The 22,355-nt window shown below is 56.4% G+C and carries 20 protein-coding genes and 4 pseudogenes; 9 read left to right on the forward strand and 15 right to left on the reverse strand.

Translation table 11 applies throughout. The features are described 5' to 3' along the window. Nucleotides 1–279 precede the first annotated feature (279 nt). Complete coding sequence (locus A3OI_RS0112680) at nt 280–1,104, reverse strand: tetratricopeptide repeat protein (RefSeq protein ID WP_018404645.1); 825 nt, start codon at nt 1,102–1,104, stop codon at nt 280–282. 343 nt (nt 1,105–1,447) lie between these two features. Beyond that, a pseudogene (locus A3OI_RS20080) lies at nt 1,448–2,415 on the reverse strand (IS91 family transposase); the annotation flags it as partial. Between the two features lie 99 nt (nt 2,416–2,514). Here A3OI_RS20080 and A3OI_RS0112690 point away from each other — a divergent pair. The 3 genes from A3OI_RS0112690 to A3OI_RS23190 all read left to right on the forward strand — a co-directional run bounded on the left by A3OI_RS0112690 (nt 2,515) and on the right by A3OI_RS23190 (nt 4,064). Continuing rightward, complete coding sequence (locus tag A3OI_RS0112690; protein ID WP_018404648.1) at nt 2,515–2,850, forward strand: Ada metal-binding domain-containing protein; 336 nt, start codon at nt 2,515–2,517, stop codon at nt 2,848–2,850. Between the two features lie 60 nt (nt 2,851–2,910). Then, nucleotides 2,911–3,513 (forward strand): hypothetical protein, encoded by a 603-nt coding sequence (locus A3OI_RS0112695; protein ID WP_018404649.1) that lies wholly within the window; start codon nt 2,911–2,913, stop codon nt 3,511–3,513. A gap of 95 nt (nt 3,514–3,608) precedes the next feature. Continuing rightward, a complete protein-coding gene (locus A3OI_RS23190; protein WP_018404650.1) occupies nt 3,609–4,064 on the forward strand; it encodes a hypothetical protein in 456 nt (151 codons plus the stop codon). Between the two features lie 367 nt (nt 4,065–4,431). On the opposite strand, the gene A3OI_RS21195 is transcribed toward A3OI_RS23190, so the two are convergent. The 3 genes and pseudogenes from A3OI_RS21195 to istA form a co-directional block, all read right to left on the reverse strand. Next, on the reverse strand, nt 4,432–6,294 hold the full coding sequence (locus tag A3OI_RS21195) for a COG3904 family protein (protein ID WP_018404652.1): 1,863 nt from the start codon (nt 6,292–6,294) through the stop codon (nt 4,432–4,434). A 307-nt stretch (nt 6,295–6,601) separates the two neighbouring features. Then, the gene (gene istB / locus A3OI_RS0112715; protein ID WP_018404653.1) at nt 6,602–7,357 is read right to left on the reverse strand and encodes an IS21-like element helper ATPase IstB; all 756 of its coding nucleotides are present in this window, start codon (nt 7,355–7,357) and stop codon (nt 6,602–6,604) included. An 11-nt stretch (nt 7,358–7,368) separates the two neighbouring features. After that, nucleotides 7,369–8,912: pseudogene (istA, locus tag A3OI_RS20090) on the reverse strand (IS21 family transposase). 192 nt (nt 8,913–9,104) lie between these two features. On the opposite strand from istA, the gene A3OI_RS0112725 reads away from it, so the two are divergent. After that, nucleotides 9,105–10,103: a coiled-coil domain-containing protein gene (locus tag A3OI_RS0112725; RefSeq protein WP_018404656.1), complete on the forward strand. Its 999-nt coding sequence runs from the start codon at nt 9,105–9,107 to the stop codon at nt 10,101–10,103. 15 nt (nt 10,104–10,118) lie between these two features. Here A3OI_RS0112725 and A3OI_RS0112730 read toward each other — a convergent pair whose 3' ends face one another. From A3OI_RS0112730 to A3OI_RS20095, 3 genes and pseudogenes are all read right to left on the reverse strand, one after another. Then, a complete protein-coding gene (locus tag A3OI_RS0112730) occupies nt 10,119–10,688 on the reverse strand; it encodes a hypothetical protein (RefSeq protein WP_018404657.1) in 570 nt (189 codons plus the stop codon). Nucleotides 10,689–11,031: 343 nt separating this feature from the next. Continuing rightward, on the reverse strand, nt 11,032–11,712 hold the full coding sequence (locus tag A3OI_RS0112735; protein WP_018404658.1) for a CBS domain-containing protein: 681 nt from the start codon (nt 11,710–11,712) through the stop codon (nt 11,032–11,034). A 67-nt stretch (nt 11,713–11,779) separates the two neighbouring features. After that, a pseudogene (locus A3OI_RS20095) lies at nt 11,780–12,232 on the reverse strand (IS1595 family transposase); the annotation flags it as partial. 256 nt (nt 12,233–12,488) lie between these two features. Between A3OI_RS20095 and A3OI_RS22050 the strand changes: the two are divergent. From A3OI_RS22050 to A3OI_RS0112760, 5 genes and pseudogenes are all read left to right on the forward strand, one after another. After that, a pseudogene (locus tag A3OI_RS22050) lies at nt 12,489–12,668 on the forward strand (ISNCY family transposase); the annotation flags it as partial. A gap of 216 nt (nt 12,669–12,884) precedes the next feature. Then, nucleotides 12,885–13,937, forward strand: a complete 1,053-nt coding sequence (locus A3OI_RS23410) for an outer membrane protein assembly factor BamB family protein (RefSeq protein ID WP_026224185.1) — start codon at nt 12,885–12,887, stop codon at nt 13,935–13,937. A gap of 322 nt (nt 13,938–14,259) precedes the next feature. Then, nucleotides 14,260–14,685, forward strand: a complete 426-nt coding sequence (locus A3OI_RS24320) for an aminotransferase class I/II-fold pyridoxal phosphate-dependent enzyme (RefSeq protein ID WP_267283303.1) — start codon at nt 14,260–14,262, stop codon at nt 14,683–14,685. Next, nucleotides 14,682–15,050: an aminotransferase class I/II-fold pyridoxal phosphate-dependent enzyme gene (locus A3OI_RS24325; RefSeq protein ID WP_267283302.1), complete on the forward strand. Its 369-nt coding sequence runs from the start codon at nt 14,682–14,684 to the stop codon at nt 15,048–15,050. Before A3OI_RS24320 ends, A3OI_RS24325 begins: the two co-directional genes overlap by 4 nt. Nucleotides 15,051–15,381: 331 nt before the next feature. Further along, complete coding sequence (locus tag A3OI_RS0112760; RefSeq protein WP_018404662.1) at nt 15,382–15,963, forward strand: VOC family protein; 582 nt, start codon at nt 15,382–15,384, stop codon at nt 15,961–15,963. Nucleotides 15,964–16,143: 180 nt separating this feature from the next. Here the strand turns inward: A3OI_RS0112760 and A3OI_RS0112765 are convergent, their stop codons facing one another. The 7 genes from A3OI_RS0112765 to A3OI_RS0112795 form a co-directional block, all read right to left on the reverse strand. Further along, nucleotides 16,144–16,899 (reverse strand): lipoate--protein ligase family protein, encoded by a 756-nt coding sequence (locus A3OI_RS0112765; protein ID WP_018404663.1) that lies wholly within the window; start codon nt 16,897–16,899, stop codon nt 16,144–16,146. Continuing rightward, a complete protein-coding gene (locus A3OI_RS20110; RefSeq protein WP_018404664.1) occupies nt 16,896–17,684 on the reverse strand; it encodes a 2-oxo acid dehydrogenase subunit E2 in 789 nt (262 codons plus the stop codon). The genes A3OI_RS0112765 and A3OI_RS20110 overlap by 4 nt, the downstream gene beginning before the upstream one ends. Nucleotides 17,685–17,694: 10 nt before the next feature. Next, complete coding sequence (locus A3OI_RS0112775; protein WP_018404665.1) at nt 17,695–17,931, reverse strand: lipoyl domain-containing protein; 237 nt, start codon at nt 17,929–17,931, stop codon at nt 17,695–17,697. A 15-nt stretch (nt 17,932–17,946) separates the two neighbouring features. Next, on the reverse strand, nt 17,947–18,978 hold the full coding sequence (locus tag A3OI_RS0112780) for an alpha-ketoacid dehydrogenase subunit beta (protein ID WP_018404666.1): 1,032 nt from the start codon (nt 18,976–18,978) through the stop codon (nt 17,947–17,949). Between the two features lie 18 nt (nt 18,979–18,996). Continuing rightward, complete coding sequence (locus A3OI_RS0112785) at nt 18,997–19,983, reverse strand: thiamine pyrophosphate-dependent dehydrogenase E1 component subunit alpha (RefSeq protein ID WP_018404667.1); 987 nt, start codon at nt 19,981–19,983, stop codon at nt 18,997–18,999. A 149-nt stretch (nt 19,984–20,132) separates the two neighbouring features. After that, nucleotides 20,133–20,477: a nuclear transport factor 2 family protein gene (locus A3OI_RS0112790; RefSeq protein WP_018404668.1), complete on the reverse strand. Its 345-nt coding sequence runs from the start codon at nt 20,475–20,477 to the stop codon at nt 20,133–20,135. 424 nt (nt 20,478–20,901) lie between these two features. Then, a complete protein-coding gene (locus A3OI_RS0112795) occupies nt 20,902–22,242 on the reverse strand; it encodes an ISNCY family transposase (RefSeq protein ID WP_026224187.1) in 1,341 nt (446 codons plus the stop codon). Nucleotides 22,243–22,355 lie beyond the last annotated feature (113 nt).

The raw sequence follows: 22,355 nt of genomic DNA on the forward strand, positions 1-22,355 counted from the left end.
CAGAAGTCAGCAGACGGCATAGTAGCCAAACGCCCATCGTAATGGTTGGGACACGGTGAAGGCCTGAACCCGAAAATCAATGAGGAGCCTGTGCAGCCCAACGATTCCATATCCGACCGGACCGAGGAACGTTGGCGCAAAATCAGAAGCCATCATTGGGGTAGGAGGAGGTAATCGGCCTTCTTACTCTGAACGTTTTCGGGAAACGCCCTGTGCGGATCCGCATGCAGGGTGTTGTGGGGGCTGGGGGTTAGATACCCCCGGCTACCCGATTAGATCTTAGTATTCTATTTTTTTCAACCTTCTCTGTGCTGTGTCTTTGTAAAAGCTATCACCACTGCCGGATTTCTCTATGACTACATTCAACCATTCTTTTGTTTTGTTCCAATCTTTATTTTTCCAATAAGCTTGAGCGATTTGGTAACGGAATGCCTGTAATGTTAATGCTTTAGGATGTTCTTTTTGAAACGCTTCAAATGTACTCAATAATTGAGGCATATATTTTGCGAATGACTCCTGAATCCCATGTGAACTCCCATACTGGCCTCGTTCCTTCCAACCAAGCAACGTTCTTATTTTATCTTGATACGCAACACGTGAGGCAGCAGTTTTAGGAAATTCTGCAATGACTTTGTCGTACCATTTTATTGCTGTTTCAACATTAGGTATCCAGCTGGAATCAATTGTAAATCTGCTATCTTTATCACTAGACCAAAAATCACCATGCCTGAGATAAGAAAGTGCAATTGCATTATCAATTGATTCCTTAGTTGACTCGCCGACTATTTCAGCAAGCTCTTGGATTCTATCTTTCACAAGTTTCGCTTTTTCTGAATCTGGGTATTGTTTTACCAGTGTCTTCCATGAGTCAAGCGCAACACTTATCTTATTTTCATCAAATGCTATGCTTCCCAACGTGTAATATGCTTGAGACTTATTGTTCTCATTAGATTTGCTGAATATCACATCTACGAGTTCCTTTTTCGCTTCTGCTTTTAGCCCATACTCACTCAACATCTGAGCTTTTTCGACTGATGCTGAAAAAACAAGTGATGACGTTAAAAGGCAAGATGATGCCAAAATTACTGCAAGGGTTTTATTCATATCTATATTTTCCTTTATTTTGTAGATCTAACACCTAAGCATTTAATGGTCGTGCGCAGCATGACCTTTAAATGTCTGTTGGACTAAGCCGCCAACGCCGCAGCTATCGAACGATGCTTAAGGATAAAGTAATTTGAAGGCCGGACCGGAACGGTACATCTCGGGCCAGGTACGAAGCAATGTCGGCGGGTTTTGGTCTCATTCGATCTTTCACGAGGCGGTTCCTTGTTGTGATTACCCTCAGATTACCCCTCGTATACCCCTTTTTCCAGTGTTCGCCCGCAGAAACGCCCAGCTCCTTTAGAACGGCTGTTTTCCAAGCACCGAACCCGGCGGAGAAGGGTTAGCCCGTTGGGATCACGGCTGGTCTAAATCGTGGAATCTGGCAAATCATGCGAACCAGACCGTTGTTACAGAGGAGGCACGGCCAGCATCGCTGAGACGCCGGGCTATCCAGTGTCGCTTCTGGTTTGGGCGGCTGCGATAAACAGTGCCGGATAACCGCCAGTTTGCGGCGTCGAGTGCAGTTGCTCAGGTAGCCAAAATGGCGAATTCGCATGAAGCCCTTCGGCAGGATATGCATCAGGAATCGCCGTACGAACTCCTGTCCCTCCAGCCATTGGGTCTTAATTCGGGAACCATCGCGGTAATCCTTATATCGGAACGAGATCCGGTCATCCTCCATCGTCAACAAACGCCCATTACTGATGGCGATTCGGTGAGTGTAGCGAGCCAGATAATCCACCACGCTCTCGGCCTGGTTCAGGCAGTGTCGGGTGTAGACCACCCACTCGTGTTGCATCAGGCCGTCGAGCACACCATCAATCTCACCGCTGCGGGTGACCCAGTGCAGTTCACCGGCGTTCACCGACGCTCTCAGCAACGACACCATTCGTCCTCGAAAACGCCGGGATAAGGCCCGTACCGGGAACAGGTAGTGGTTTTTGGCTTTGTGCCGGTCAACACGCCGCCGGGGATCAAGCAATGCACGTGAACATGACGGCTCAGGTTCTGTCCCCAGGTGTGGAGCACCGCCGTCATGCCCAGTTCGCCGCCAAGGTGCCGGGTGTTGCGCCCAAACTGCTTAAGCGTGTCCCAGACTGCGGCGAACAGACAGCGGTAGATCACGTCGGGATGGAGCTGAACCCAGCCGTTCAAGGTGTGAGGTAGCGTAAACACCCAATGGAAGTAAGGCACCGACAGTAACAGGGAGCGCTGACGTGCGCTCCATTGTTCAGTTGCATGGCCCTGGCATTGCGGACAATGGCGATCCCGGCATCCGTAGTAGCAGATGGAGCGGGCCTGGCAATGCCACCTCTCTGATAGCCATTTTGTATGGCTGACAGGTGCCTAGCAAACTGGTGGTGATCCAACGACCTTTGCTTCGAAGTGCCCCCAGTGCCAGGATAGATGTCGTTAGTCTTTGAGTTAACTGTTATTGGTAAGAGAGTATTCCTGAAGACCTATAAATTATTAACTGCGGATGGGACTACTGGCATTAGCGAAACTCCGGGGACTTTAGGCGGCAATTCAAAAGCGGGAATTTATGGCAGGTTAGATTGCCCAGCCGCCAATAGCGCGCTCTCCAAAGGTTACGCCCAATATCGCGTCTTCTTCGCGAATGAGCAGGACGCCATTCACGCCGGATTTAGGCCCTGCGGAAGGTGCATGGTTCCAGAATACAAAATGTGGAAATCTGGCCCAGATGGCAAGGAAACCTATCCTTGGGAAAAGCTGCCCAAATAGAAACCATAACAAGTCGCCCTCCGCAGAGTGGGCATCCGCATCGTTATAATTGAGCGAACAATGAAAAAAATCTTATTGGCTGGCGCATTACTGAGTCTTACAGGCTGCTACGAGCAAGATCCTTATGACCTGAAAGAGGTTTCAGGCGATACCTACCTAATTAACAAGCAGACAGGGAGTGTAGCGTTGGTAAAGGACGCCAGATTAATTGAATTGCGAAAGCTGGCCGTGTCCACTGAGAAAACGCTGAATCTTGATAGCTCCATGGATCAAAAGGTGCAAATCAATGCCACAGCAAAACAGATCGAAGACCGATTATTCTACAGTCTGGAGCTATCGAATTATGTGGCCCCAACTCCCTATGGCGAGGCACCCAAAAAACCGGCCGCTTCAGACCTAAAATGGCTTACCGAAGCCCTCGAAGAGAATAAGTACGACCGAATAATTCTTCAGTTTCAAGACAAGGATGGCTTCGTTCTCAGCGACCACACGATAAACCTCAGTGAAGACTATATAAACATCTGGGACCAGTCTGGGGAGGTTAAGGGCTTAAAGTATGAGGATAGTATCAGTGCGAATCCCCAGCTCTTCAGCAGGGTTGTTAAAATGACTTTCGTGTATGCGATCCAGTCTCTAAACAACGCTCCGGGTAGCACCAATTAACAGACAAGGAATACTTGGTTTCTGTGTGGATACCAGCTTGGATACCGGGGGCTCGATTGATACTCCCAAGAAATGGAAGAGCAAATAGGAATTTTATGCGTTATCTGATCATGGCTCTTATCTTTCTACCTTCACTAGCTCATTCAGGCAGGGTTACCGAACTCTACTGCGAAAAGGCCCAAGCCGAGGCCGTCCAGTCTCAGCCAAGCTTTCCTGTCATAAAGGATGCTAGCACGGCTCTGATGGCCCATATGGCAGAATATCGGAACGGGATCTGTGATATACGGCAACGGTATCTGATAAATAGTAGCTTGGTGGCCGCCATCGTGGTTCAGGAGAACCGGAAGAACGGACAAGCGATAACCGAGAAAATGGTGCGGGAATATTTCAGCACCGGTAAGGCGCGGAACTATACCAGCGAAAAGCTTCGGGCCAAAGTTCGCCAAGAAATGCGTGAAGCTCTGAGCATCCCTGGTGTAAGAATCAGTGTTGAAGTAGAAGTGGTTGGCCCCATGGAATCGTTTGATTTCGTGATCCAATCAAACAGGTAAGAATCCCGGGAGAAATCTTTTTTTTCAGTATAGCGCGACAATTAACTTGGCCGGTCCGATATTTCGGGTGAAACACCGACAGATCCAGCTTGTGTTCGATCAGGTAGTGGGCCGCGTGCTCAAAGGTGCCGGGTTGAAGCTGTTCCTGATAGTTGATGACGACCATCGTATCCTGGTCGTAGTTGTAATGCTTGAAGCGGGGCATTCCGACGGCTCCTTGTCTGTTTGCTCAATGCTACCAAAATCGATCCGATTTGGGGTTTTTCTACAGCCTCAACGCTCAAACTCAGGGGCGCTGCGCGGCCTTGTTGCTTAGCGTCCCCTGGAGCGCAGTGTTAGGGAGTTTCTCGATTTCACTGTTGAGCGCTCAATTGCGAAGGGAGGAAATAATGCGGTCGCAAATTGGCCGCAAGAGATACTCTTGATTTTCACGATAAGAGACAGTCATCGTAAAGGACTTTCCTCCATTGAACACCCGCACGAGGCGAACCTTAAAGTTGCCGTTATTGTTCAGCGGGGATCGTTTGTATTCCGTAACAAATGCGGTGACACCATTGATCACTTGCTTGACCGTACCGTTCCAAGCCAGAACAGAAAATCCATAAATCTGACCAGCCTCCAACATCGACTCGCGTAGCGCGCTATCGAGTTCACTAATGTCGGACGGTCCAGAAGCGCGAGCCTCGGTCTGTGAAACATCCAAGTTTGGGTAGTATCGGACGTTCATAATTGCAGCGGTCTTCCCTGCCTCATCGTAGTAGTTGGCACCAAAATTTAAATCAGAAGACGCATCGAAGAGGCCCGCACGTTCATTGCGGGATTGGACTGATGAATCGAGGGTGATACGCTGATTCTTGCTCAGAGCTTCCCAGTTTCTCGGAAGCTCAATTTGAACGCCGTGAGGAAGCCTCACAGGTACGAAGTTATTGGATGCGGGGGCGAGAGCCGCATAATCACAGTCTTTTCTCGTAATCTGAAAGGATCCAATAACCTTCTGGTCACTCCCAGAATAAGAATAGATATACTTACCGCCATATTCGAGGGCAGGTTTCATTACTTCGTTTTTACAGACATTGTTAGTCACGCTTTCACGCAGCTGAGAATTTATCCACGCGCTGTCCACCGCATCGGATGCATAGTTCGGGAAGGTATAGTGGTAAGTCAAAACTGCACCTGGGCCTACCGTTACCTTATCCAAACGAGTTTCGCCATCAACCATAGTAGGCGTGCCTAAATTGATCTTCTCAGCTGCCTGTTTGAACCCTTGGATTAACCCACTCTCAATGTCTTCATTTACAGCGTCTCGCGTGCGCAGACGCGTCGCAAGAGATGTAGTTTCGCCGTCGGTAATCTCTCGAGTGATAACATTTTCAGCCAGCAGTTCGTTGTGCGCTGGATACCACACCTGCTCAGAAGGGGTAGCTACGATCCTATTTATAAACTCTCTCGAAACGCCCGCTCGCTCGTAGACGGCGCGCGCCATCGTTTGATCCCCTTCATCGCCGCCAGGCTCACCCACAGACTTAAATTGGTGAAACCCGACGTGTGCATTGGGACCTACCACGCGGTCTCTTCCGGCCAGGAAGGCAATGGTACATGCAGAAGTACACTCGCCTTCAACGTATGTGGAGAGGTCACGTTGCGAGATGATATTTGCTACGAGATTTCCTTCACGAACCCAACCGCCCATCGAATTGAAAACGACGGTATTGACGGCGGGGGCCATATCTAACGCCCTTGTCAAAGCTTCGGCAGCACCGTCATTAATTCCACCCTCGAACACAACTGATTTTCCATCACCACTCACTTCTATTGTGTATTGCGGTCCGGGTTGGTCACCCAAAGCTACGCGCCAGTGTTCGTCGAAACTCTCACTCATATTGCCAACATCGACAACTGTCCGGAAGATGCCCAGAACGATAATCACCTTTGCGGCACTAGCCCAACCCCCTTTCCCTCCTCGCTGAACATGTTTGTTGGCTGAGGCCCAGGTTCCACTTATCGCCCATACCCAAGCGAGTAACCCAAGCACAGTAAGGGCAAGAACTGCCGCCGATGAATACCGCGCGGGTAGGTCTTGGAGAAGCGGGGCTAATATGAGGCCAAGCGCCGGAGCAAATAATAAAACAAGAAATGTATTTACCCAATATGAGCGCCCTAGGGAATAATCACCGTTTAAGTGCTTACGGAAAAATGCCAGTGGTCCTTGATAATTCGCGTTTTCGATCACTTGCGCCCCGATTGCTTTATAAAGAGATAATGCTGATGGTAACCGGTGCCGGAGCGCAGCAGAGGAAACCAAAAGCGGTACGCTTTTGGTTTCCGGTTGACTGCCTTGTGAGAAGTGCTAGAAAAAACCACTGCACTGCCCGGCGCTGTTGCAAGATTGCCCGTAGAAAATAACCCAGCCAACAATGCTTGCTATAACGAAACTGCGTAAACCGCTGAAGGTTGCCACCCATTCCACCTGAAGCCTGCCACCCGGACCGGAGCAAGGCTGCCACCCATCGGAGCGACGCGACGCGGGGGTTTCATTGTTACTCCGAAGCCGTGGTGCCCGTCAACTTTGCTTGTCGTTTTCGCATGGATTCACCCCTGAGGTTGATCTTGTAGGCGTTGTGAACCAGCCGATCCAGAATCGCATCCGCCAGAGTGGCGTCACCGATGACGTCATGCCATTCCTCGATAGGGAGTTGGCTGGTGGCGATGGTGGAACGACGGCCGTAACGGTCTTCCAGCACTTCCAGCAAGTCTCTTCGGTTCTCTGCGCTCAGTTTCATGAGCCCCCAATCGTCCAGGATCAGCACATCGACTTTGGCGAGGTTGGTCAGGAGTTTGGGGTACTGGCCGTCTCCTTTGGCGATGGTCAGTTCTCGTAGCAGCCGGGTCAGGCGAACGTACTGTGCGGTGTAGCCTTCCCGACAGGCTTTGTGCGCCAGGGCACAGGCCAGCCAGGTTTTGCCAACGCCGGTGGGGCCGGTGATGAGCACATTCAGGTGTTCTTTCACCCACTGGCAGCTTGCCAGGGATTGGATCAGTCCCTTATCCAGCCCCCGTGAGTTCCGGTAATCCAGGTCTTCGAGAACGGCGGTGTGTCGCAGTCCAGCCCGGCGCAGCCGGCTGGTCAGGCGTCGGTTATCTCGTTCGGTCATCTCCCGGTCAACCAGCAGCCCAAGGCGTTCCTCGAAGCTCAGTTCCGTGATGTCAGGCGTGGCCGACTGGTCGGCTAGTGCGGACGCCATGCCGGTCAATTTGAGGGCATGGAGTTTGTCCAGAGTCGGATGTTTCAGCATGTCAGGTTTCCTCAGTGGTAGTAGGCCGGGCCGCGGATGTTGTCGTGGGTATCCGGTAAGGCCAGCTCTTGCTGTTCTTCCAGGGGCGTCTGGTCCAGGCGGTGTTTGAGAATGGATTCAATGCTTTTGTAGCGGCAGCTACCCAGCATTAAGGCGCGCTGGCAGGCGGCTTCCAATCGTGCCTCGCCGTAGCTCTTGCCCAGCCGGAGAATGCCCAGGCAGGAGCGGTAAGCCTGTTGCGGGTGTTTGCGGGCACCCAGTGCGGTGCGGATGAGCTTTTCCGTCGCGGGTCCGGTCTTGGCCGCCCAGGCGATGAGCCGTTCCGGTGACCACTCACCCGCCTGCCGATGGGATTCAGGCATGTGAGCGGCGATGGTGGTATGCCGTCCCTTTTGGTCCGAGCGGCGGTGGCTGGCGATCCGGTTGCCCCGGTAAAAACACTCGATGATGTTGTGGGTGATTCGGACCTCCACCTCCTTCTTGATCAAGGTGTAGGGTACCGAGTAGTAATGCCCGTCAACGGCTATGTGGTAGTCGATATTCACTCGGGCCTTCTTCCATTCCGCGTAGACATAACGCTCAGCTGGCAGGGGTTGTAGGGCGGGTTTGTCCAGCTGTTCGAAGTGGTCACGCCGGCAGCCGGGCAGCTTTCGGAAGGGGCGGCGATTGAGCTTTTCCAGCAGCTCACGGAGGGTTGCATTGAGCTGTCCGAGCGAGAAGTGCTGACGGTGACGCAGCGCCGCCAGGATCCAGCGTTCGACGATCAGCACACCGCCTTCCACCTTGGCTTTATCACGTGGCTTTCGGACCCGTGTAGGGACAACGGCCACGCCGTAATGGGCGGCCATGTCCTGGTAGGTCGGATTGAGGTCAGGTTCGTAGCGGTGAGCTTTGGTCACACCGGATTTTAGGTTATCGGGGTTACCATCTCCGGAATGCCACAGAAGAATTCAAAGGTGCGCACGTGACTCAGCAGCCAGTCCTGCAATCCCTGGCTCCAGGTGGCTTCCGCGTAGGTGTAATTAGAGGCCCCCAGCACGGCGACAAACACCTGAGCCGTGCGGATTTCGCCGGTTTGCGGGTTGATAATGGGTACGGTGGGGCCGCAATAATCCACGAAGCACTTTTCACCGGCCTTGTGGATCTGGCGCATGGAGCGCTTTTGCTGCTTTTGCCAGTGCCGGAAGCGATCACAGTATTGAGAGTAGCTGTAACACCGGTTGGGGTAACGAGCGGTGTACTCCTCCCACAGCAACTGCTTGGTGACGTCTTTGCGCTTGAGTTCCTGGTAAACCGTCGTCCAGTCAGGCACCTGATAGCGTGAAGATGAGGTGGGATCGGAGCCGGGATAGAACATGGCCGCCAGGCGGCCATCGTCCACATCCTCTGGCAATGGCCAGGTAATCTCTAAGGCATTGGCCCGAGACAAGAGCTTCTGAATGGCTCCGACACTGGTCTTGGTGCTGGCACTGATCTGCCGGATCGAGAGCCCGGCTTCCAGCCGCAGACGAAGTACTTCTCTGATTTTACGCATTGGCATTCTCTTAGCTGGCATAGCCCTGATCCCCAAAAAGGAATCAGAGTAGCAAACGGTTGAATAAACAATGCGTTAAGAAAGATTCTTGTTTAACGTGAACGCGGATTCCGGCATGGTGAACACCGATTCCGGTAAATCACCAAAAGTGTTCATCTTCAGCCGGAATGACTGTTCACGTTGAACCAGAATAGGTGTTCACGTTCGTCCGGAATGGGTGTTCACGATGGGCCGGAATATGCACCCATCAACCCTTACCAAGTCCGAAAGCTCTTGAGCAAAGGCTCGATTGCCAAAATCGGCTACTTCCTGAAAGCGTTAGGCGTTGACGCTGTGTATGAGGCCGACGATCCGTTGACAGCCAGACTTGCACTCCTGTTGCGCCCGGCAGCGCTGGAACTGGAAGAACAAACAGATGAGCGTATTCGTAAAGAGACAGAACAACTGAGAAACGACATCCACGAGCGCGATGTGGCACTGGCTGATCTGGAAAGCCGTCTTGAAGAAAAACAATCCCAGCTGGAGATACAGGAGAAGAGATTGACCCAAGCCACCGTTGATGGCGATTGGCTTAGATCGGAGAAGCAGATGTTGGAGGTGAAGGTTGCCAGATTTGAAGCAACTCATAAGGGCCAGGAAAAACAGTTACGGGCCCAGTCTGACCAAATTGCATACCTGAAAGAAAAAAGCGTCGAAACTCGAGACGAACTTCAGTCTACCCTCTCTGAACACCGGGAGGTCATTCGCACCATGCGCGAGGATCACCAGAAAACCATCGACGGGTATAAAGAAGCGGTCACATCCATCAATCAGAAACTCCATGCGTTTTCGGAGATCAACGATCTTACCGTGGCTGCGAATGACGGCCTGAAACAAGAAGTCATCAGGCTAAACGACAACCATCAAGCCGCAGCACGGAACGCGGAGACCAAGATTGAAATGCTTCGTGCCGAGGGAGCCACGTATGGCGAGGAAAACCAAAAACTTTCTGCTCAGTGCAGCGCCTTAGCGCAAGAAACGGACACCCTGGCCCAAAAGCTGCAATCAGAGTCTCAGAGCTATGAGAGGCAGCTGGCCACTGCACTGTCAAACAGCGAGCGATTGTCTTCTGAAAACACAAAACTGGTTTCAGATCTGGGTTTTTTAAAAACTCTGATCAATAAGTTTGAAATACCGCTGACATCCGAAGCGAAAGACAGCCCGGACTCTTAACCGGCCCATCCCACATTAAAGTCGTTTGAGCTGGTCACGGATAACAGCCCGAAGATAGTGATTGGGGCAGGTTGTCTGGTAGGGATCGGTAAAGTCTTGAACGAATTGGTTGGCGGCGTCACTGATGACTCTCAGCTCGTCTGTTGTGAGGTTATCAAACGATTCCCCACTCTCTTCTGTGACGAGCGCCATAATGACGAATGCGGTTTTCCCCCGCTTCGCTTTGGCTTCCGTATCCAACTCGGCCAGATTCTCTTCGGATTCTGACGTCAGAAATGGATAAAAGCCGCCAACCTTCCACCAGGTCTTAATGTGGACCAGATCAAAATTGAAGGGGTAATTTTCCTGGAGTGCGTCAATGATTAGGCCAATACGTTTCATTGGAGGAGCATTTTCGGCAAACCACCCTCGTACTGTCCCATAGGATAAATCGCTGAAATGCGTCGGATCTGTTTTGGCTAGGTAAGTGTGTAGATCTGTAATGACACCGCGATCTTTTTGAAAACCGATTTGAGCAAGAAGATGCTCAAGGCGTTGTCCAGGCGTTTCGAAGAGCTTGGGTTTATCCTTTTCTGTAATGACCATTAGCGTGTATTCTGCTCTATCTATTGTGGGCAGCCAAGTGGGGTAACCTGCTGTTTTATAAATGAATGCGCTAAAAGTACCGGTTTACAGCCATTAACTCAAACTTTATGCTCTTTTTTAACGCTTAGCTAGTGTCCATCCGGAAACTTAAGCATCTGATTTATTTGCAGAAATAGGAGAAAAGAAAGGAAGCCTCCACGACATCGAGCGCAGCCTTGCCAACCTTGAGAAGGCCCTGCGCCGGGTGGAAGCTAGCCAGGAAAACTGAGAACTCTCAGCAAGCCAGGGCGACCCGACAGGGTCGCCCTCAAGCGTCGATGGCCGGCTCGATCCAGGAGAGGCCTCAGATCCCCGACATGCCCGGAGGCGTGATCCCCAGATGATTGTCGACGGACTTGACCCCGGGAATATTCTCGGCAGCTACCTGGGCGGCCAGCTTCTCCTCCTGTCCGGTCACCAGGCCCCAGAGCTGGACATCACCGTCAGTCACGATGACATTTACCCGGTAGGCCACACCGCTATGCTCCTCGACTTCCTTGATGACGGCCGCGCGGATCTCACGATCATCGGCAGGCACCGTCGTATCGGTTGCCGTGACCGAGAAGCCTCGGAGCAGATCAGCGCGACTCACGATACCCACCAGCTTCCCCTTCCTAACCACCGGCACTCGCTTGATCCCATGCTTCTCGAGCAGGGCGGCGATATGGTAGAGGGGCTCGTCCTCCTCGATGGTGATTGGATCAGAGGTCATGATCTCGCCGGCCTTGCGACCATGCGACTTGACGTAGTCGACGGGATTATTGCCTGACAGCCATTTCAGCCACCAGGACTTGTGCTTGTCCCCCTCGCTTTCCACACGACGCATCAGGTCGCCCTCGCTGACGATACCGAGCACCTGATCATCGTCATCCACCACTGGCACCGCGCTGATCTTGTGCTCCACCAGCAGGCTGGCGATCTCCTGAACCTCGGCCTGGAGGGTCACGCTGATGACATTGGGGGTCATGACGTCGATGGCTTGCATAATGGTCTCTCCTTGAAATCCCTTAAGATGACATGTCAATGATCAGTCTAGACATGATGTTTCCTGATTACCCATAAACCTCAGCCAGTTTCAAAAGCCTTATTGGCATAGGCGGTGTTCTAACGGCAATGAAGCAAAATCGCGGCAACATCCTGTCCAGCTCAAAACGCCGGTTGAAGCGATAACAGAACTCCGCCAGGTAGCGTGGCAGGTGTCTGTGATTAATTGCATGGTAAGCACCTCTCAGGCCGTTCTTCACATTCCCGATCATCGTGTTGACCCAGGTAAATTCTACCAATGAGACACAGGCTGGCCCACCACCCGTTACAATGCTTGTATGCTGGCACCCCGCTGTTTTAACAGCAGAAAAACATGCCAACCCATCGGATACGACTTGGCATCCTGGCTCAAGATGCTGTTTGGCCCACCGCTCCATCTCTTTCGAACGAAAGCCTTTAACAACATTCATATTCATGTGGATCGGATGCCCGTCTTCATTAACGGAAACCGCAACGACAAAGGACGCTTACGGTTAGCTTGACTCATAAACGCGAATATCTGTCTACTCATCAGCGCTATCGTCGCCACAAGTGCTACCCACAAACCGAAGTCTGAGTCGCCGAGTATAAAGCTAATAGATGCAGCTACACCAACTAATGCCAGTGAAGAATCCAAAATGGTGGTACGAACAAGGAAAATCTGTTCCATAAGCACCGCGACAAGGATTGAAAGTATTATAACTATTAATATTGGCGCTACCGCGTCGGCGCCTGCCCTGGGTGTACCGCAAGCTCAGAAACTTCCGTGCCGGCATCGAGGGCAACATCTCCTGTCTGAAGCGTGCCTATGGTCTGTCCCGTTGCACCTGGAAAGGACTTGAGCACTTCAGATCGTACGTCTGGTCTGCGGTGGTCTCGAGAAACGTGCTGTTGCTGGCACGACTGCTCCAGACTTGAACTGAACACAGCTGAACAAGAAGAATATCACGCCAGAATGAGTGGCACGGCCTTCGGCCGTCTGCAGAATGGCCAAAACGATGGCCCCAGAACGAGATGCCGCCCGCTGCAGCTAATTGTAGATTGACCACCACACGACTGTATAAAATACGATCAGAGGTGGTGCTNGAAATCACTGGTTTCCGGATGGACACTATCTATTCTCGATCCCTAGCCATGAGCCCCCTATTCAAGTTGGGTACCATAACGTTATTACTCGGTGTTCTTGCGGGCTGTAACGCCAGTGACGGCGAAACCGGGCCAGCAGGTGAGCCGGGACCAACCGGGCCGGTCATCTCCGCTATCTCCATGACGGGTGCGCCCACCTACCCGGGCGGGCAGATTCAGATCTTGGCGTCAGCGCACAGCACTAATGCCAATACCACGCTGAGCTATACCTGGGAGGTGCCCGCAGGCTGGACCGGTAATGCCACCGATGAATGGCTTGTGCTCACCGCCCCGGAACAACAGGCCGAGCAGGCCACGGTGACCGTGCAGGTCAGCGACGGCGAACGCCAGACCCGAGGCAGCATCCTGGTGGCCACGCGTGGCCCCGAAATTGAAGCATTTGATGTCAGTCCCCTGCCGCTGGAGACTGAGGCCACCTTTGCACTTGATGCCTTTAACCGCGATGGCACCGTCCTGCGTTATCACTACGACGTCGGTGGCCGGCGTTTTGAAGACCGCGGCAATGAATGGACCTGGGATGTGCCCGCCATCATGCCCATGAGCGGTATTTACCGCCTGCAGGGCATCGTCGAAGACACCAACGGCCTGACGGCCAGCGCCAGCGTGGACGTTACCCTGCCCGGCGTCTCCGAATGGCCCGCCTTCGGTGGTGACCGCCAGCGCAGCGGCGTCAGAGCGAATGGCGAGAAGACGTTTGGTTCTATCCAATGGGATACCGGACCCATTATTGAGGGCGTGATATTTTCTTCACCAGCCCTGGGCTCAGATGGCACCGTCTACGTCGGTTCATCTGATGACAAGCTTTACGCCATCAACCCCAACGGCGGCACAGAAAAATGGGCGTTCGAGACTGATAACTGGATTATCTCTTCGCCGGCAGTCGGAGCCGACGGCACCATCTATGTCGGTTCATTTGACAAGAAGCTTTACGCCATCAAGCCCGACGACGGAACGGAAAAATGGGCGTTCGAGACAGGTGAGTTAATCCGGTCTTCGCCAGCACTGGCTGGCCAACGGTGCCATTTACATCGGCTCAAATGACAACAAGCTTTACGCCATTCGGTAGGGTGGCGGGTTTAGTTGCTCTTCGCTTTGAGGACCGCGGCAGAGGGCAGAGAATGGACCTGCCATTCTTCATGCCGATGGGAGGTATTTATCACCCTCATGGTCAGACCATACCTGGCATGCTTACCACCAAAACGATTCGGGCGGCGGCGATTTAAGATTTGGTGTGGATGAAAGCGTCAGCCGCCGATATGAGACATCTCAACTTTCTTTCTCTGTGCAGTCTCTTCTTCGATGATCGGCATCTCTGCGTTAATCATGATCACGATCTCAGCCTAGCAGCCTGATCGCGCTCGCCCTGCGCACCGTCGCCGAGCCCGGCACCTACCCCACCTTCGGGTACTTCGCCCGCGGCCAGGGCTGCCGGCTGGTCGAGGTACCCTATGAGGAATCGCCCGGTCGCCTCGCCCCGGACCTCGACGCCCTGGTGGCCACCGCACGGCAGGCCCAGGCGCGGCTGGTCTACCTCGCCAACCCCGACAACCCCACCGGCCACCTCCACGACGACGATGCCATCCGCCGCCTGCGCGACGCCCTGCCCGACGACTGCTGGCTGCTCCTCGACGAGGCCTATCACGACTTTCGAGAAGACGCCGACACCCCCTTCGCCCGTGAGGTGCTGCCAGGCGTGATCCGGCTACGCACCCTCTCCAAGGCCCATGGCCTGGCCTGGCCGGGCTGCGCATCGGCTATGCCATCGCCGAGCCCGAGACCCTGGCGATGATGATGAAGGTCCGCATCCACTATGCGGTCTCGACCCTGGCCCTGGCCGCCGCCGAGGTGGTGCTCGACCACTCCGACGAGACCTACGAGCACATTGCCGCCGTGCTCCGGCGCCGTGCACGCCTGGCCGAGCACCTGCGCGGACTCGGTGCCGAGGTGCTGCCCAGCGCCACCAACTTCATCGGGGTAAGGATGCCCAGCGCCGAGCTCGCCGAGCGGGTCAACCGGGAGCTACTCGAGGCCGGACGGCTAATCGCCCGCCCCGCCCATCCGGGGCTGGGCCATGTGCTGCGCATCACCGCCGTGGAGGACGCCCTGGTGCCAGGCCGGCTGAAGATACTGGAAGAGGCCCTGCAGGACGCCTAGGGCCGCGAAGGAGCCGGACATCAGTGGGACTCCCGTCACTGGGCGTTGGCGTTCTCGCCTTGATCATCCTACTCACGGCGGCAATGCAGCTGTCGCCAACAAGAGACACCATTCGGCAGCTTGCGTGACACCCTGCGACACCTGTCACATGACAGCTGCAACGACGCCGCCCCAGACAGCCTCCCTCCAACACGCATGCCAATCCACTCCCCCCTTCAACAACAGCTACTTGAGTTAACTTCCTGCGACCGCTCTCGGCTGGGACGTTGCTTGCTATCTCTTGGGTGGTGACCCGGATCACCGCCAACAACAACACCACAGGAGACTCACCATGACGCCACTAGCCAAGCGTACCCTCGCTGCCCTGCTGCTCACCGCCACCAGCCAGGCTGCCCTCGCCGAACTGCCCGGCATGCAAGGGCCCCATCACATCGGCTTCACCGTTCCCGACCGACAAGCCGCCGTGGACTTCTTCGTCGAGGTGATCGGCTGCGACGCCTTCTTCACCATCGGCCCCTTCGACGACGACTGGATGGTCACCAATCTCAACGTCGACCGCGAGGCGACGATACCCGCCGCCCACCTGGTGCGCTGCGGAGATGGCACCAACCTCGAGATCTTCGAGTACACCGCGCCGGACCAGCGCACCGAACAACCCCGCAACAGCGACATCGGTGGCCATCATATTGCCTTCTATGTCGACGATATGGATCAGGCCGTGGCCTATTTGAAGGAACAGGACGTCAAGGTGCTCGGTGAACCCAAGACTTTCACCGAAGGCCCGATGGAAGGCCTGACCTGGGTCTACTTCATGGCGCCGTGGGGCATGCAGCTCGAGATGGTCAGCTTGCCCTTCGGCAGCATGGGGTACGAAGAAGAGAATCGCGGTCGTCTCTGGGACCCGCGTCACTGACCGGCGCGACGATGCTCGCCTGGCGGCACCTACCGGTGCCGCCTCCAGGATTTCCAATCTGCTGGGACACCACCCACGGTGATTCTCCAGCCAGCATCAGTATCTGGCATCACTTCCCACGACCCCTCAGGGCAGTTTCTCGGCTGCCCCCCCTGAGCGATCAGCAGCAAGGCGCCGACCTCAGTGGTGCGCGGCGAGTCCGGGCATGGCATGCCCCGCCACCAGGCCTTCCAGCAGCCTTGGCATGGCGGCCTCGAGGTCCAGGTCGGGCACGACGTCGCGCAGGGCGATATGGCTCGCCGCCTGGAAGCGCTGGGGATCGTCGATGGCGGCCTGGAAGGCGTTGACCACGGCGACCAGCGCCTCGGGAGTGTCATCCAACTGCATGGCGCCGTGGACCAGCAGAGCCATATCGCGACAGCCCCGCACCCGCTGCCAGCGCTGGGCGGTTCCGACCAGCTTGCGTCCGCCGATGCGCACGTTGAAGCGCCCGTCGCAGTAGGCGCCGGGCGTCGGGCCCAGGTCGGCGTCCGCCACGCCCAGGGAGGCTAGCCAGGCGCACCAGGGATCGCCCAGGCGGTGATAGCCCCACTCGAGGTGCGCCGCCGAGCTTCCTACTCGGCAACGCAGGGCCAGCGCCAGGTTGATCACTGCCGGACTCTGGGGCACCGGGGTGCCACCGGTGGCTCGAAACAGCACCGGCCAATCCATCGCGGCCAGTCGGTGCCGGGCGGCGGGGAAGCCCGCCAGGCGATCATGGCGCCGGGGCATCACCAGGGCGCGGTCGGTGGGCGACCAGGCCAGCGCCAGTGCGTTGCATTCCCCTTCACACACCATCTCAAGCAGCGCCTGCTCGGAGGCGAGCCCGACCTCCACGCCCATACGTCGCAACCCTTGGGTGGTGGGCTCGGCGGCCCCGGTCAGTGGCATGTTCATGATCCGCTCGGCTCTTGTTGCCGATCGTGTGGCCGATCGGCGAGTTCGGCGTCGAAGGCCTCCGGCGCCAGCGTCTCGACACGCTCGCACAACGCATCCAGGAAGGCCGCCGCCGGCGAGCCGTTGACCGCGCGATGGTCGAAGGTCAACGACAGGCCGATCACCTCGGCGGCTCGAACGCCGCCCGCGTCGTCCGGCACCACCCTCGCCTCGGTGCCGCCGATGCCCAGGATAGCAACCTGGGGCACGTTGAGGATCGGTGTAAAGTGGTGCACCCGGGAGCGCCCCAGGTTGGAGACGGTGAAGGTCGCCCCGGTCAGCTCGCGCACGCCAAGCTTGCCGGCGCGGGCCTGCTCCACCAGGTCGCGACGCGCCCCGGGCAGCGCACCCAGCTCGATCGCCTGGGCGTCGAACAGCGCCGGCGCCAGCAACAGATCATCGGGTAGCGGGATGGCGAGGCCCAGATGTACTCCTGAGTGCTCGGTAATCCGGTTGTCCTCGAGGGTCGCGTTCAGTGCCGGGAAGTCCGGCAATGTCTGCACCACCAGGCGCAGCAGCACGTCCTGCACCGAGGGCGGCGTGAGCCCGGCGTCCCGGCAATGTTCGCGCAGGGCCTGAACGGCCCCGAGCTCGGCGCCGGCGTGGTGGGTCAGCTGGGCGGTCGATTGCAGGCTCTCGCGCATCTTGGTGGCGATCATGCCGCGCATCCCGCGCAGAGGAATCTCACGCGGCTCGGGCCGACGCGCCGCCCCCTCGGCGGCGCTAGGTTGGGTGTCGAGTGGCATGGGAACCTCCTCAGTCGTCCAGGCTGGCGATGGTGGTGCCCCTCTCGACCACCTCGTCTTCCTGCTTGGCGATGGTCAGCCGGCCTGCGGCTGGTGCCTTGATCTCGTACTGAGCCTTATCGACCATCACCTCGGCCACCAGGTCGCCCTGGTTCACCTGGCCGCCGTCGTCGACCAGCCAGGCGGTGATCACGCCTTCATTGTCACCTTCCCAGAGATCCTCGGGTACGGTAATCGCGGTGCTCATAAGCGATGTCTCCTGTTATTGACTCATCATCTGGTGAAAGGCGTCGACGATCTTGTCGGCATTGGGCAGCGCCCACTGCTCCATGGTCGGGGTGAAGGGGATCGGAATATCCGGGTAGGCGACGCGTCGGGGCGCGGCCTTGAGGCAGGCGAGGTCGTGCTCGGCCACGCTGGCGATGATCTCGCCACTGACGCCGTAGCTGTGGTAGTCCTCGTCGACCACGATCAGCCGGCCGGTCTTGGCCACCGAGGCGCGCACCGTCTCGCGGTCCAGCGGCACCAGGCTTCTCAGGTCGACCACCTCGGCATCGAAGCCCTCCTCGCCCAGCGCCTTGGCGGCGCGCAGGCAGTGGTGCACCCCGACGCCCAGGCTGACCAGGGTCAGGTCCCGGCCTTCCTTGACCACCGCGGCCTTGCCGATCTCGACGGTATAGCTCTCCTCGGGCGTCGCCACGGTGGCACCCTTCTCGGTGCCCAGCCAGCCCATGCCCTGCAGCGACTTGTGGTACATGAACACCACCGGGTTGTCGTCACGGATCGCCGCGGTCATCAGGCCCTTGGCGTCATAGGCGTTGCTCGGCACCACCACCTTCATGCCCGGCAGGTGGGCGAAGGTGCCGTAGAGGCACTGGGAGTGCTGGCCGCCATCGGAATAGCCGCCGCCGGTGGAGGTCATCAGCACCATCGGCACATTGACCGTGCCGCCGGAGAAGTAGGTGTTCTTGGCCATCATGTTGTAGATGGCGTCCATGCACACGCCGAAGAAGTCGACGAACATCAGCTCGACGATGGGGCGCATGCCATCCGAGGCCGCGCCCACCGCGGCGCCGATGAAGGCGGTCTCGGAGATCGGGGTGTCGCGGACGCGTTCGCCGCCGAACTCCTCATGCAGGCCTCGGGTGTTGCCGAAGACGCCGCCCATCGGGCCCACGTCCTCGCCCATCACGAAGACCGACGGATCCTGGCGCATTTCCTGGGCCGTTGCCTCGGCCATGGCCCGGGCGATGGTCAGTTTGCGGGAGCTGGAAGCAGTGGTTGTTGCAGTCATGGAAACTCTCCTGGGCAATCAGACGAAAACGGTCTCGAGCGCCGCCTCGGGGGGCAGAAAATCACTCTCCTGGGCGAAACGGATGGCCGCCTCGACGCGCTCGTGGGCCTCGCCGACCAGGCGGGTGTCGGCGGCCTCGTCGAGCAGGCCGGCCTCGATCAGCGCCTGGCGATAGCGCGGGATGGGGTCGCGCTGCTGCAAGCCCTCCTTCTCGCCTTCGGGGCGATAGTCCTCGCCGTCGCCCATGAAGTGGCCGGCCAGCCGCGAGGTCTCGATCTCGATCAACGTTGGCCCCTGGCCATCCCGAGCCCGGGCGATGGCCTCGCCGGCGGCGGCGAACACGCCTTCCACGTCGTTATCGGCGACATGCACCCCGGGCATGTTGTAGCCGCTGGCGCGCACATCGTTGCGCGGCACGGCGGTGGCGGCCTGCTTGGCCACCGAGATGCCCCAGGCGTTGTCCTCGATGACGAACACCACCGGCAGCTTCCACACCGCCGCCAGGTTCAGGGCCTCATGGAAGGCGCCCTGGTTGGCCGCGCCCTCGCCCAGAAAGGCCACCGCCACACCGGGCTTGCCCTGCATCTTCCTGGACAAGGCGGCACCCGCTGCCGGCCCCAGGGTCTCGCCGACGATCCCCGAGCAGGAGAAGTTCACGGTGGGGTCGAAGATGTGCATATGGCCACCGCGACCGCCGGAGAAACCGGTCGCCTTGCCGAAGATCTCGGCGATCATGGCATTCAGGTCGACGCCCTTGGCCACGGCGATATGGTGCGGCCGGTGGGTGGCAACGACGACATCCTCGGCGCTGAGGTGGGCGCAGACGCCCACCGCACAGGGCTCCTGGCCGTTGGAGAGATGCATCTCGCCGGGGATCGGCCCCTTGGCCATGTTGAATGCCGGGGTCTTACCTTCCATGTAGAGCGTCTCGATGCGCTCCTCGAGATGACGGCTGGTCACCATCTGACGATACATCCACAGCCGCTGGTCGTTATTCGGTTGCATGGGGAGTCCTCCGCTCAGAGTTCTTCTTGGCGCTGCATGCGCTCGCCGACTTTTCAGACAAAGACCGATATTACGATCAAATGAACTGTGCAACAACCAAATGAATTGTGCAACAACGTTCAAAGCCGTTTTAGTAGAGAAGCATCCCGTTATTTTGGGACTACTTTTGCTGCAAAGCTTTGAATTGTGATCTTTTCATTTTCAATGAAAAAAGTGTCGGTGGCATACTCATAAACATTGTCTTGTGTCGTCGCGGACCAGACGATATATGCGGCCTTTCCTTCCGCTTCTTTCACCTTTAAGTCGAATGACATGCCAGGCTTGGAAAACTCTTCAATCAAGCCATCGAAAAAAGCCTTGATCTTATCCTTTCCCACCAGAACACCATCTGGCAGAAACAGCACCGAGTCGTTTGCATAATCGGACATGATCCCTTCGACATCACCACGACCAATACAGTCCAGGTGATGATCAAGCACTTTTCCAGCACTCATGGTAACTACTCCTTTGAAATCGGTTTGGGATTGCGGAGAGGCATCCACTGAGCCCCGTCCGTTGAAGACCAATCGCTAATCAGGAAAAGTCATGATCATCGCCTAAATTTGATATGGTCATGCTTTTTTCCCGAATCACGTGAGGCATCACCGTCTTCCGTCCTCAGGCGGCGGGCAGGGTTTTAAAACATGGGATGCAAAGCAACATCAGGAACCTCTCATTAGCTACTGTGTCCATCCGGAAACCAGTGATTTCCAGCACCACCTCTGATCGTATTTTATACAGTCGTGTGGTGGTCAATCTACAATTGGCCGCAGCGAGCGGCATTCTGTTCTGGGACCATCGTTTTGGCCATTCTGCAGACGGCCGAAGGCCGTGCCACTCATTCTGGCGTGATATCTCTCTTGTTCAGCGGCTACCCNTTCAGGTCTGAAGCAGTCGTGCCAGCAACAGCACGTTTCTCGAGACNACCGCAGACCAGACGTACGATCTGAAGTGCTCAAGTCCTTTCCAGGTGCAACGGGACAGACCATAGGCACGCTTCAGACAGGAGATGTTGCCCTCGATGCCGGCACGGAAGTTCCTNAGCTTGCGATACACCCAGGGGCTCTTGACCCTCTCACTGACCTTGAGCCCCTTCTTTTTATGGAAGGCAACGTCTTTGGTGCCCAGCGCCTTGGCCGCCGCCAGGTTCTCCTGGCTGGCATAGCCGCCATCCGTGGCGACCTGGCGCGGTGGACGTCCGTAGATCGTTGTCTGCCGCNCCATCATCGNCAGGAAACGGGCGGTATCAGCCGGGTTGCNTGACTCGATCACCACATCAAGCACGAGCCCACTGCGGCCAGTGGTGAGATTCAGCTTGTGACCGAACGCGACGTCTCTGGCGCCTTTGATGATGATGTCGGTATGCGGCTCGAACAGGCTGAAGACCTTCTTATCCGCCGGCACGGTCTCGCCCTNGAATACCCGCCGCTGCGTCTGATCCATCACCGCTGCGCCCAGAGCTTCGAGCGCTTCAGNCGACGCGATCCACGCACGGATCTTGCNGTTTGCAGGTGCGCTGGCCANCGCCTGAACACGTGCAAGACAGACGTACTGAAGTGAACGGCTGGCGACCTTGAGCAGCTTGCGGTAGGCCGGTGGTCGTTTGCGCTTCACGGTGTACTGCAGCGGGTACGCCAGCCGTTTCGCCACGCGGCGATGGTTGTGCCATTGGACCGGTCGCTCGAGCATGAGACCGTCGAACCGCGTCAACAGTCGCACGCTCTCGCGGACGACATCGTGCAGCAGGGCGCTGTCTGAGGGTGTGGCAATGGGCGAGTCCGTGACCGTGCTGTCGATACGCACGACTCGACCGGTTTCAGCCTTGTGAACGCTGGCCGTCTGCAACAGCAGTAGATTCAGTTTCTCCCAGGTGGCGGCACTGATCGCCGCGATACCGGCCTGCAGCGCTGATTTCTGCGGACAGCCCATGGCCAGACGCGCGAAGCCTCTGAGCGAGATAGAATCCTGAAGGAAGAANGCCAGTTCCTGATACGTCAACTGTCTGGACTGCTTCAGTATGGCACACCGCAGAATGGACTCGACCGACAGGCCTTTACGCCCGGTGCTGGCCAACGCCCGATCACGGAGATCAGACTCGACCCAGTCCAGCACGATCGGATGGGCGTCGAGCAGGTTGGACATGGCTTCGAGCTCGATGGCGATGTCGTGTTCAAGGACAGAATCGAATAGACTGGGCTGGACGGTGCGTTTCTGTCGCATTGTTGCCTCTCTTGTTTGCGTTTTGTCATGATATTCAATGGTTTGACTGTTCATGATAGCAAAAACAAGTAGAGGCTTCTCCTCTTTTATTGTAATTCAGTAGAAAATTCAGA

Source organism: Marinobacter gelidimuriae, from assembly GCF_000372805.1.
Taxonomy (GTDB): domain Bacteria; phylum Pseudomonadota; class Gammaproteobacteria; order Pseudomonadales; family Oleiphilaceae; genus Marinobacter; species Marinobacter gelidimuriae.